At 70.0% G+C, this 11,720-nt stretch carries 11 protein-coding genes; 2 read left to right on the forward strand and 9 right to left on the reverse strand.

Features of this window, described 5'->3' with window-relative positions; genetic code table 11:
- Positions 1-419: 419 nt before the first annotated feature.
- On the reverse strand, positions 420-1,427 hold the full coding sequence (locus ACFU6I_RS45480) for a stage II sporulation protein M (RefSeq protein ID WP_384379558.1): 1,008 nt from the start codon (positions 1,425-1,427) through the stop codon (positions 420-422).
- 119 nt (positions 1,428-1,546) lie between these two features.
- On the opposite strand from ACFU6I_RS45480, the gene ACFU6I_RS45485 reads away from it, so the two are divergent.
- Entirely contained in the window at positions 1,547-2,497 is a 951-nt protein-coding gene (locus ACFU6I_RS45485; protein WP_384379562.1) for an RDD family protein, read from the forward strand.
- Here the strand turns inward: ACFU6I_RS45485 and ACFU6I_RS45490 are convergent.
- From ACFU6I_RS45490 to ACFU6I_RS45525, 8 genes are all read right to left on the reverse strand, one after another.
- Positions 2,494-3,105 (reverse strand): hypothetical protein, encoded by a 612-nt coding sequence (locus ACFU6I_RS45490; RefSeq protein WP_384379565.1) that lies wholly within the window; start codon positions 3,103-3,105, stop codon positions 2,494-2,496. The genes ACFU6I_RS45485 and ACFU6I_RS45490 overlap by 4 nt on opposite strands.
- A 182-nt stretch (positions 3,106-3,287) precedes the next feature.
- Positions 3,288-4,745, reverse strand: coding sequence for an adenosylhomocysteinase (ahcY, locus tag ACFU6I_RS45495; protein WP_384038907.1), 1,458 nt, complete (start codon positions 4,743-4,745; stop codon positions 3,288-3,290).
- Positions 4,746-4,994: 249 nt separating this feature from the next.
- On the reverse strand, positions 4,995-5,972 hold the full coding sequence (locus ACFU6I_RS45500; RefSeq protein WP_384379568.1) for a cation diffusion facilitator family transporter: 978 nt from the start codon (positions 5,970-5,972) through the stop codon (positions 4,995-4,997).
- Between the two features lie 87 nt (positions 5,973-6,059).
- Positions 6,060-7,226 carry a mannose-6-phosphate isomerase, class I gene (manA, locus tag ACFU6I_RS45505; RefSeq protein WP_384379571.1) on the reverse strand — a complete coding sequence of 389 codons (1,167 nt, stop codon included), beginning with the start codon at positions 7,224-7,226 and terminating at the stop codon, positions 6,060-6,062.
- A 53-nt stretch (positions 7,227-7,279) separates the two neighbouring features.
- A complete protein-coding gene (locus ACFU6I_RS45510; RefSeq protein ID WP_384379574.1) occupies positions 7,280-8,416 on the reverse strand; it encodes an SIS domain-containing protein in 1,137 nt (378 codons plus the stop codon).
- 98 nt (positions 8,417-8,514) lie between these two features.
- A complete protein-coding gene (locus ACFU6I_RS45515; protein WP_266984966.1) occupies positions 8,515-8,697 on the reverse strand; it encodes a Trm112 family protein in 183 nt (60 codons plus the stop codon).
- A 290-nt stretch (positions 8,698-8,987) separates the two neighbouring features.
- The gene (locus ACFU6I_RS45520; protein WP_384379577.1) at positions 8,988-10,352 is read right to left on the reverse strand and encodes a phosphomannomutase/phosphoglucomutase; all 1,365 of its coding nucleotides are present in this window, start codon (positions 10,350-10,352) and stop codon (positions 8,988-8,990) included.
- A 92-nt stretch (positions 10,353-10,444) separates the two neighbouring features.
- On the reverse strand, positions 10,445-10,822 hold the full coding sequence (locus ACFU6I_RS45525) for a DUF3499 domain-containing protein (RefSeq protein ID WP_384379580.1): 378 nt from the start codon (positions 10,820-10,822) through the stop codon (positions 10,445-10,447).
- Positions 10,823-11,144: 322 nt separating this feature from the next.
- On the opposite strand from ACFU6I_RS45525, the gene ACFU6I_RS45530 reads away from it, so the two are divergent.
- Complete coding sequence (locus tag ACFU6I_RS45530; protein ID WP_384379583.1) at positions 11,145-11,588, forward strand: metallopeptidase family protein; 444 nt, start codon at positions 11,145-11,147, stop codon at positions 11,586-11,588.
- Positions 11,589-11,720: the final 132 nt, after the last annotated feature.

Genomic DNA, 11,720 nt, shown 5'->3' on the forward strand with positions numbered 1-11,720 from the left:
GCGTTTCCGACTCTATCAGACTCTTTCGTGTCCGATTCCCGGTCGAAGCGGGTTCCGCTTTCCAGTTCTTCGCTTTCGCGTTTCCCTTTCCGGCGGTTCCAACCTTACCAGACTCTTTTTCGTTTCCGTTTCCGGTCCGAATTTGATTCCGGTGGCCTTTGGAGTGGCCTTTGCCTTTCGGCGGATCCGACTTTATCAGAAGCATTTCGGCCGATCTAATCGGCTTCGTTACTCGATATAAGGAGAATCAATGGCTCTGCGGAGACCCTGTCTCCGTCGAGAGCGAGGTAGACACTACCGGTTGCACTCGAACCTGTCCAGTCCGACTCAACCGTTGAAATCTACCTCCCCCTGTCCACCATGTCAATGGTTTTTTGGGGCGAGAGGAAGACTAGCAGGTCAGCGGGGTCATACGCACATCAGGCGGCTGCCGGGAGCTCGGCGCTTCGCTCGGTGGCGTCGAGGTCTCCTGCCTCGCCGGCTCGGGCCGCTCGGCCGCCGAGTATGTAGACGTACGCGAGAAACGCCAGTTCGGCCGCGATCCCGATGGCGATACGGGCCCAGGTGGGGAGGCCCGAGGGGGTGACGAAGCCTTCGATCACTCCCGAGACGAACAGGACCACGGCCAGACCGATGGCCATGCCGATGGCGGCTCGGCCTTGCTGCGCGAGGGCGGAGCGGCGCGTCCGCGGGCCGGGATCGATGACCGTCCAGCCGAGGCGGAGGCCTGTACCGGCTGCGACGAATACCGCGGTGAGTTCGAGCAGACCGTGCGGAAGGACCAGGCCGAGGAAGGTGTCGAGTCGGCCGGCCGACGACATCAGGCCGATGCCGACTGCGAGGTTGAGTACGTTCACGAAGAGGATCCAGATCACCGGCAGGCAGAGGAATGCCCCCAGGACCAGACACATCGCGGCCGCCTGAGCATTGTTCGTCCAGACCTGGGCTGCGAACGAAGCGGCCGGGTGGCTGGAGTAGTACGTCTCGTACTCCCCTCCGGGGCTGGTCATGCGACGGAGGTCTTCCGGGGCGGCGATCGCCGCCTGGACCTCCGGGTGGGTGCCGATCCACCAGCCCATGAGTGCGGCCAGGAGCGTCGAGAGTACGGCCGTGGGTATCCACCAGTGCCTGGAGCGGTAGACCGCTGCGGGAAAACCGGCAGTCAGGAAGCGGGTGGCGTCGCGCCAGGTGGCCCGGCGGGTGCCTGTCACGGTGGACCGGGCACGGGCCACGAGCTGGGTGAGGCGCGCGGTGAGCATCGGATCCGGGGCACTGGACTGGATCAGTGAGAGATGGGTGGCCGTCCGCTGGTAGAGGGCGACGAGTTCGTCGGCTTCGGTGCCGGTGAGACGGCGCCCGCGATGCAGGAGGTGTTCCAGGCGGTCCCACTCGGTGCGGTGGGCTGTCACGAAGACGTCGAGGTCCATGGTCGGCTGCTGCTCCAGGCATGGGTGCGTACGGGTCCGTACTACTGCGGCGCGCTGCGGGTCAGCTTGGCAGACTGAGCTCCCGAGGGGCAGGGAAGGTCGGCGAAGGGTGGGCGGCAATGAGTGAGCTTGTGACCGGGGACGCGGTCGTGCTGGGGCTGAGGCCGGCGAAACTGCCGAGTCGGGCGCTGGCTCTGGCGATCGATCTTGTCGTGGTGTGGACGGTTTTCATCCTGGTGTCGATCGGGCTGGCCGTCGCGACGGTGACGCTGGACGAGGCGGCGGGTGCGGCCATTGCCGTCGCCACGTTTCTGCTCGTGCTGGTGGGCGGGCCCATCGCGGTGGAGACGCTCAGCCACGGCCGTTCGCTGGGGAAGTTGGCATGCGGGCTGCGGGTGGTGCGGGACGACGGCGGGCCGATCCGGTTCCGGCACGCGCTGGTGCGTGGGGCGATGGGGGTCGTCGAGATTCTGATGACGCTCGGGGTCGTCGCATCCATCGCGTCGCTGGTGTCGGCACGGGGGCGGCGGCTCGGGGATGTCTTCGCGGGGACGCTCGTCGTACGGGAACGGGTGCCGGCGGGGCGGGGAGTCGCCGTGCCGCCTCCGCCGCCGTGGTTGGTCGGGAGGTTCGCCGCGCTTGATCTGTCGGCGGTGCCGGACGAGTTGTGGCTGGCGATACGGCAGTACCTGACGCGGATGAACCAGCTCGATGCGGAGGTGGGGTGGTCGATGGCCACGCGGCTGAGTGGGGAGCTGGCGGCACGTACAGGGGTGCCCGTTCCGGAAGGGGTACCGGCTGCGGCGTATCTGGCCGGCGTGGTGAACGAGCGGCAGGCGCGGGATGCGCGGCGGGTGTTCGCCGCTGCGCAGACGGTTTCCCCGGAGGTCGCGGGTCCGCCTGTGGACGGCCAGAGCGGTGTCGAGGGCGCGGGAGGCGTGAGGACTGCGTCGGGGCCCATGGAGTGGGTGGCCCCTGTGGGGCCTGCCAGCCCTGGGGCTTCTGAGGTCGCCGGGACGGATGTGTCCGCGGTGCGGGCTCCGGGCACCGGGTTCGCTCCGCCTGCTTAGCGGGGGGAGGGCGGGGATTCCAGCTCTTCGAGCTCGATGCCGGGGGCCGAGAGGACCACGTCGCCGGCGATGTGAACGGTGTGCTGTTCGCCTGTGTCCAGGGCGCTGACCTGGTATTCGTCCACCATCAAGGGGCCACTGTCAGTGGCGTGCGCTTCACTGTTCACCAGGGCCCAGGACTGGTCGACGGTACGGGGGGCGAGGACCGGGTCCGTGAAGGCGACGAGGCGGACGCGGGTCGCGGGGGAACCGGGGGTGAGGCGCAGCAGCCGTGAGGTCGCGACGAGGAAAGCGGGGGAGGTGCCGGTGAAGGCGTGGGCGCGGACATTGCCTTCGGTGGCATGGATTCCGGTCGGGTCGGTGCGGACCCAGGTGACGCCTTCGAGGGCGGCTCCTCGGATCTGCCAGCTCGCGGCGTGGAGTTCGAGGCGAAGGGGGCGGCCGAGTTCATCGAGGGTGAGGTCGACGGAGCCCAGGTGATCGCCCGAGGGGGCGGTGGTCTGGGAGACGTAGCGCCAGCCGGAGGGGCCAGGGGCGCATTGGAAGTGTTCCTGGCCGAGGGGGGTGTGGTCGTGGGGATCGTGGAGCGAATAACGGCCGCGGGGCATGGGGTCCTTCGGGTTCCTCGGGCTGTGCGGGTGCGGTACGGCGCAGGCCCCCGACACGGGGGTGCGGGGGCCTGCGCTCGTATTTGCTGCTGAAGGTGGGACCGGTCCGTCCGTCAGAGCAGTTCTGGACCGGTCACCGGGTGCGGCGATCTGCGCTGCTGACTGACGGGATCAGCACCGGATCAGTAGCGGTAGTGGTCGGGCTTGTACGGGCCTTCGACCTCGACGCCGATGTAGGCGGCCTGCTCGGGTCGGAGGGTCGTGAGCTTCACGCCGAGTGCGGCGAGGTGGAGGCGGGCGACCTTCTCGTCGAGGTGCTTGGGCAGCACGTAGACGTCGGTCGGGTACTCCTCGGGCTTGGTGAACAGCTCGATCTGGGCCAGGGTCTGGTCCGCGAACGAGTTGGACATGACGAACGAGGGGTGGCCCGTGGCGTTGCCCAGGTTCAGCAGGCGGCCCTCGGACAGCACGATGATGACCTTGCCGTCGGGGAACGTCCACGTGTGGACCTGCGGCTTGACCTCGTCCTTGACGATGCCGTCGATCTTGGCGAGACCCGCCATGTCGATCTCGTTGTCGAAGTGGCCGATGTTCCCGACGATCGCCTGGTGCTTCATCTTGGCCATGTCGGCGGCCATGATGATGTCCTTGTTGCCCGTCGTGGTGACGAAGATGTCGGCCTGGGCGACGACATCGTCGAGGGTGGCGACCTGGTAGCCGTCCATCGCCGCCTGCAGCGCGCAGATCGGGTCGATCTCGGTGATGATCACGCGGGCGCCCTGGCCGCGCAGGGACTCCGCGCAGCCCTTGCCCACGTCGCCGTAGCCGCAGACGACGGCGGTCTTGCCGCCGATCAGGACGTCGGTGGCGCGGTTGATGCCGTCGATCAGGGAGTGGCGGCAGCCGTACTTGTTGTCGAACTTGGACTTGGTGACGGCGTCGTTGACGTTGATCGCCGGGAAGAGGAGGGTGCCGTCGCGGTGCATCTCGTACAGCCGGTGCACACCGGTCGTGGTCTCCTCGGTGACGCCGCGGATCTCGGACGCCAGCTGGGTCCACTTCTGCGGGGCCTCGCCGAGGGTGCGGTTCAGCAGGGTGAGGATGTGGCCGTACTCCTCGCTGTCCGCGGTCGACGGGTCCGGGGCCGATCCGGCCTTCTCGAACTCGACGCCCTTGTGGACGAGGAGGGTGGCGTCGCCACCGTCGTCGAGGATCATGTTCGGGCCGCCGGTGGGGGTGTTCGGCCAGGTCAGAGCCTGCTCCGTGCACCACCAGTACTCTTCCAGCGTCTCGCCCTTCCAGGCGAAGACCGGGACTCCGGCAGGGGCGTCCGGGGTGCCGTTCGGGCCGACGGCGATGGCCGCGGCGGCGTGGTCCTGGGTCGAGAAGATGTTGCAGGAGGCCCAGCGGACCTGGGCGCCGAGGGCGACCAGGGTCTCGATCAGCACGGCGGTCTGCACGGTCATGTGCAGCGAGCCGGTGATGCGGGCGCCGGCCAGCGGCTGCGAGTCGGCGTACTCCTTGCGGATCGACATCAGGCCGGGCATCTCGTGCTCGGCGAGCGTGATCTCCTTGCGGCCGAACTCCGCGAGGGAGAGGTCGGCGACCTTGAAGTCCTGTCGATTGGCGACCGTCGTCATAACGGGCTGCTCCTCGTAATGGGGTCGAGGGTGGGTAGGGCTTGGCTCTGCGGCGGCGGGCACACGAATGCCCGGGCGCTCGCAGCGCAGTCCGTCGGAGGCCCTCTCTCCCTCGCCCGTTCCGCAGGAGCGGAGCGGCCGACCGCCATCAGCAGCGACGTCTGACACTGTCATCGAATCTACACCGATCGGCCCAGTCGCTCCCAGCCCACTCGGGGCCGGGAGCGGTCGGACGAGGGATCGGGAGGATCAGTGGCCGGAATCGGCCGGGTCGGCGTCGGGGGCTGTGGCCGGATTGGTGCCCGCGGCGGCGGCCGCCTCGTTGAAGATGTCCGGTTCCAGGTAGATGACCCGGGCGATCGGGACCGCTTCGCGGATGCGGGCCTCGGCGGCGTTGATGGCGTTGGCGACCTCGGTGGCGGTGTCGTCGTGCTGGACGGCGATCTTCGCGGCGACCAGCAGTTCCTCCGGGCCGAGGTGGAGCGTACGCATGTGGATGATGCGGGTGACGGTGTCGCCGTCGACGACTGCGGCCTTGATCTTGTCGACCTGGTCGGTGCCCGCGGCTTCGCCGAGCAGCAGCGACTTCGTCTCGGCAGCGAGGACGATCGCGATGATGATCAGCAGGGTGCCGATGCAGAGGGTGCCGATTCCGTCCCAGACGCCGTTGCCGGTCCCGAGGGCCAGGCCGACACCTGCGAGGGCGAGCACCAGACCGATCAGCGCGCCGAAGTCCTCCAGGAGGACGACGGGGAGTTCGGGGGCCTTCGCGCGGCGGATGAACTCCTTCCAGGAGAGCGATCCGCGGGTCTCGTTGGACTCCTTGATGGCCGTACGGAAGGAGAAGCCCTCGGCGATGATCGCGAAGACCAGTACGCCGACCGGCCAGTACCAGGCCTCGATCTCGTGCGGGTGCTTGATCTTCTCGTAGCCCTCGTACACCGCGAACATGCCACCGACCGAGAACAGGACGATGGAGACGAGGAAGGCGTAGATGTAGCGCTCACGGCCGTAGCCGAAGGGGTGCTGGGGGGTGGCTTCGCGCTGGGCCTTCTTGCCGCCGAGCAGCAGAAGCCCCTGGTTGCCCGAGTCGGCGAGCGAGTGGACACTCTCCGCGAGCATCGACGACGAGCCACTGAACAGGAACGCCACGAATTTGGCCACTGCGATCGCGAGATTGGCGCCGAGCGCCGCCACGATCGCCTTGGTTCCGCCTGACGCACTCATGGGTGCCTGGTGTCCCTTCGTCAATGCTGCGGCCCTGGCGCCGCGGTACGGCCGGACATTGTTGCAGCCGCTGATGCGGACGGTACGTCAGGCCACCACTGTGGCGCGGAACAGTGTGCCGCTACCGGACGCTTCGACCGATTCGTCCGACGGCACGAAGACCGAGCCGCCGGGGGCGAGGTCGAGCGTGCCGACGCGGGGCGCACCGGCGGTGCAGAGCAGGATCTGCGGGGCGGACCTGGTCAGGTCCACGGGAGCGGCGCCGGGCGAGAGGTCGTAGCGCGACAGCCGGAATTCGTCGACCGGGGTCTCGTACAGCTCCTCGCCGGAGGGAGCAGCCTCGGGGCGCAGGATGCCGGGGTCGGTCGCCTCGAAGCGGACGATGTCCAGGAGTTCGGGGACGTCGATGTGCTTGGGTGTCAGTCCGCAGCGCAGCACATTGTCCGAGTTGGCCATGATTTCGACACCGAGGCCGCCGAGGTAGGCGTGCGGGACGCCGGCGCCGAGGAACAGGGCTTCACCGGGCTGGAGTTGCACGTGGTTCAGCAGCATCGCAGCGATGACACCCGGGTCGCCCGGGAAGTGGTGTGCGATGCGGGCGTACGGGGCGTGGGCGCCGCCGAGGCGTTCGGCGGCGGCCGCTGCCTCGGTGACCGTCTCCGTCATCTCCGCGGGGTCGGCGGTGAGGATCGCCGTGAGCACTTCGCGGAGCGCCGCCTCCTCGGGGTGGGCTCCGAGCAGATCGACGTACGGCTTGAGGGAGTCGACGCCGAGCGCCGCTATCGCCTCGGCGGCCTCGGTGGGCCGGCGGAAGCCGCAGAGACCTTCGAAGGGAGTGAGCGCGCAGATCAGTTCCGGCTTGTGGTTGGCGTCCTTGTACGTGCGGTGGGGTGCGTCGATCGGGACGGACCGGCGCTCCTCGTCCTCGTACCCCTTCTTGGCCTGCGTGAGGTCGGGGTGGACCTGGAGGGAGAGGGGAGCACCCGCCGCGAGCAGCTTGAGGAGGAAGGGGAGGCGGGGGCCGAACTTCTCGACGGTGGCCGGGCCCAGTTCGCGCTCGGGGTCGGCGGCGATGATGTCGGTCAGGGGCTGCTCGGTGCCTGCGGTACGGGTGAGGCGGGAGGGGGCTCCGGGATGGGCGCCCATCCACATCTCGGCCTGGGGCTCGCCGGTGGGAGCGACGCCGAGCAGTTCGGGGATGGCGGTGGTGGAGCCCCAGGCATAAGGGCGCACGGTGTTGGAGAGCCGGTCCATGGAGATTTTTCGTCCTCGTGAGATGCGGGGATCGTGCGATGTGGTGGAGCGGTTCAGGGGTGAGCTGCCGACGCCAGGGACAGGTAGACCGCGGCGAAGTCGGTGACTGCGAGGAGTTCGGCGAGGGCTTCGAGCGCCGTGCCCTCCTCGGGTTCGAGTTCACTGATCGCCGTGTCGTGGCCGAGGGCGAGTTCGCGGGCGGCCGGGGCGGCACTCAGGCCGCCGGTGGGCCGGTCCCGGAGCAGGACGACCCGGGCGTGCAGGGGCTCGGTCTCATCGACCCGGTCGCGGAAGAAGTCGTCGGGGTCGGCCCCCGCGGCGAAGTCGCCCGCCAGCAGTGCCCCGTGGGCGGGGAGCGCCTCGGGGAGTTCGGCGGAGATGGCCGGGCGGCCGGACAGTTCGGCGAGGACGGCGGCGAAGCGTCGCCCGACAGGTCCTGCGGTGTCGCCCTCCGTCCAGATGAGGGGCAGGCTGTCGGCGAGTTCGGCAGCGAGGGTCTTGGCCGGGTTGCTGTACGTGGCAATGGCCGGTCCGCAGCGTTCGGCGGTGCGGTCGAGACGGTCGGCGACGCTCTGCAGCGCCTCGGGGGTTGCCGTGACCAGGCCGACCCGGTCGAGCAGGGCGAGCAGCGGCGTGAACAGGGCCCAGAGCGTGCCGGGACCCGCGGCCGAGGTCTCGGCGTCGTACTCGCCGTGCGGGGCGGACGCCATCGGTACGACGAGTCCGTGCACCCCGTCGACCGCCTCGCGCAGCGGGGACCCGTGCGGGGCGACGGCGACGACCGTGCAGCCGCGCCGGTACGCCTGTTCGGCGAGGAGGGCGAGGCCCGGTTCGGTGCCGTCGGCCGTGGCGATCAGCAGCAGGTCGACGGAGCCGGCCCAGCCGGGGAGCGTCCAGCGCATCGCGCCCGCGGCGGGTGCGACGCCGGAAGGGGAGATACGGGTGACGGGGGCCGAGGCGCCCGCCAGTGCGGCGATCAGGTCGGCGACGCCGAACGCGGCGGTGCCGGAGCCGGCGACCATGACGGCGCGGGGGCGGCCCTCCGGGGTCAGTTCGGTGATTCCGGCCTCCGCAGCGTGCCGGGCGGCGGTACGGACGCGCGCCCCGGCCTCGGCGGCGCCACGGAGCAGACCGCGGCGGTCGGCTCGGGCCAGTGCTTCCGGGGCGTCGAGCAACGACTCGTCGAGCATGGGGACGGGCCTCCGATCACGTGCTGCTCAGCGTGAGGTCTGCGGTGTACGGGCGGGGTCGCCGGTGCGGTGGGTGGCGGCGGTCCCGTGACTCGCTGTTACGCGGGGCGGCGGGCCTCGTCGACGAGGAGGACGGGGATGCCGTCCCGCACCGGGTAGGCCAGGCCGCAGTCGGTGCCGGTGCAGACCAGCTCGGGGCTGTCGGCTGCCGTGCGGTCGTCCAGCGGGAAGTGGCAGGCCGGGCAGGCGAGGATCTCCAGAAGGCCGGCTTCGAGCGGCATGGGGCGGGTCCCTTCGAGCATTCGAACGTGTGTGTTCGGTTCACGCGGATCAGGCGTCGTCAGCCTACCGCCGGGGTGGCGGAGGCGCGGCCCGGCCCGGAGCCGGTGGGGCGGGTGGGGCGATGTGGTGTGCGTGGGGTTGCGGTGCGGGTCGGGGCCCACGGGTGGTGCGCCTGCGGCGGGCTCGCCCCTGCCCGCCCCTTCCCGGAACCGGTGCTCCGTCCCGGCCCCCGTCCGGTTCTCGAACGCAGGACGGACCGGAGGCTCGTCCATGAGGGCCGGGAGTGGTCCTACGCGCGGACCAGGGCCAGGACCTCGTCGCGTACCGCCTTCATCGTCCCCTCGTCGCGTGCCTCGACGTTCAGGCGCAGGAGGGGTTCCGTGTTGGAGGCCCGGAGGTTGAACCACCAGTCCGGTGCCGTGACCGTCAGGCCGTCCAGTTCGTCGAGCGCGATGCCCTCGCGCGCCTCGAAGGATGCGCGTACCACCGCAGTGCGGGCCGGCTGGTCGTCGACCGTGGAGTTGATCTCTCCGGAGCCGGTGTAGCGGTCGTACTGGGCGACCAGTTCGGAGAGCGGGCCCGGCTGGCCGCCCAGGGCGGCGAGGACGTGGAGGGCGGCGAGCATGCCCGTATCGGCGTTCCAGAAGTCGCGGAAGTAGTAGTGCGCGGAGTGTTCGCCGCCGAAGATCGCGCCGTGTTCGGCCATCTCCGCCTTGATGAAGGAGTGGCCGACGCGGGTACGGACGGGGGTGCCGCCGTGTTCGCGGACCACCTCGGGGACCGACCGGGACGTGATCAGGTTGTGGATCACGGTGCCCTTGCCACCGTGGCGGGCGAGCTCACGCGCCGCGACCAGGGCGGTGATCGCGGACGGGGAGACGCCCGCGCCGTGTTCGTCGACGACGAAGCAGCGGTCCGCGTCGCCGTCGAAGGCGAGGCCCAGGTCGGCGCCTTCGGCCAGCACCCGGGCCTGGAGGTCGACGAGGTTCTTCGGGTCGAGGGGGTTGGCCTCGTGGTTGGGGAACGTGCCGTCCAGTTCGAAGTACATGGGGACGACGTCGAGCGGGAGTCCTCGGAAGACGGTGGGGACGGTGTGACCGCCCATGCCGTTGCCCGCGTCGACCACGACCTTCAGCGGGCGGATGGCCGTCAGGTCGACCAGGGACCGCAGGTGGGCCGCGTAGTCGGTGAGGGTGTCGCGGTCCGTGACGGTGCCGGGGGTGGCGACCGGCTGCGGTACGCCCTGCTCGGCCCACTTCTCGATCAGGGCGCGGATCTCGGCCAGCCCGGTGTCCTGGCCGACCGGCGCGGCGCCGGCCCGGCACAGCTTGATTCCGTTGTACTGCGCCGGGTTGTGCGAGGCCGTGAACATCGCACCGGGCAGGCCGAGGCTGCCGGAGGCGAAGTACAACTGGTCGGTCGAGCACAGACCGATGAGGGTGACGTCCGCACCCCGTGCCGCCGCGCCGCGCGCGAACGCCGCCGAGAGGCCGGGCGAGGACGGACGCATGTCGTGGCCGATCACGACCGCCTCCGCGTCCGTCACCTCGACGAACGCCGCCCCGAACTGCTCGGCCAGCGATTCGTCCCACTGGTCGGGCACGACTCCGCGCACGTCGTACGCCTTCACGATCTGCGACAGATCAGCAGCCACGGGCCGGTCCTCCTGAGATTTCTGCGGACCGCCCAAACTACCCGGCCGGTCCGCGGGCTCTCGGGGGAGCGGTCGTTCGGTGGTCGACCGCTTCAGGAGTCGGGTGAGCGCAGGACCCGCAGGTGACCGCGGCGCGCGACCTCCATCGGTTCCGCGGCCTGCGGGCCGCCGCCCCTGGCCTCCGCCGCGCGGTCGTGCGGACGCGCGGCTTCCCGCACGGCGTTGGCGAGCGCTTCGAGGTCGTCACCGCTGGGGCGCGTGGGCGCGGAGGGATCGGTGAGCCGGACGACTTCCCAGCCGCGTGGCGCGGTCAGTCGCTCGCTGTGCTCGGCACAGAGGTCGTAGCAGTGGGGCTCGGCGTAGGTGGCGAGCGGGCCGAGGACCGCAGTCGAGTCGGCATAGACGTACGTCAGTGTCGCGACGGCAGGGCGGCCGCACGCGGTGCGCGAACAGCGACGTACAGGGCTCACGATGTTGGACGGTACCGCACTCTTGAGCGGGCTGCGACGACTCTCCCTCAGGTCACCCCACCGTGTCGCACTGTGACCTCCGGCACAACCGCCCTTCGGGCAACTGGCCTGACCTGCGCGGGAAGAGGGAAGCGCAGGTCGCAACGGCAACGATTTCGGTCACCACTCGGCGCATAAGCTGTCAATACGTAGGAGATCGGCGGTCGGGGACCGGGCCTGAAACGGGCTCAAGCTTGGCCGGAATGTTCAAGTGCGGACATGCCGCTGTGCTGCCGGTGACGGGCGATCCGGCTGCCCCACAGAGGGTTACGCTGCGTCGGTGATGGACAGTCCTGTACCGCCGCCCCACCCGTCCGAGCCGCGGTCCGAGCCGCGACCGCGCCGTCGTGACCGCCATGGCCGCGGCATGCGCGGACCGGTCGCGCCGCCCCAGGTGCCGCTCTCGGCCACCAGGGCGGAGAACTTCCGTGATCTCGTACAGGACTCGGTGGAGCGGCTGGAGCGGCGCTGGCCTCAGCTGGCCGATGTCGACTTCATGGTCCTCGATGTGCCGGGGCCGCAGGAGGAGACCGTACCGCTGGGACGTGCGGTGTCCGCGGAGAAGGACCGGCCCGCGCAGATCGTCGTCTACCGGCGCCCCGTCGAGATCCGTACCAAGAACCGCGACGAGCGTGCGCTGCTGGTGCACGAGGTCGTGGTCGAACAGGTCGCGGAGTTGCTCGGGCTGTCACCGGAGTCAGTGGATCCGCGCTACGGGCAGGACTAGGGCGTGTGTCGGAAGTCCCGCCGTCCGCCCGAAGGGTGGGCCCGGCGGCGTCCGGTGCGTGCGATCGCACGGCGGAGGGTCGTCCTCGTACCGGACGTACTCGGACGACCCCGACAACGCAGCGAGCGTGCG

Origin of the sequence: Streptomyces sp. NPDC057486, assembly GCF_042802415.1 — a bacterium.
Taxonomy (GTDB): Bacteria; Actinomycetota; Actinomycetes; order Streptomycetales; family Streptomycetaceae; genus Streptomyces; species Streptomyces yanii.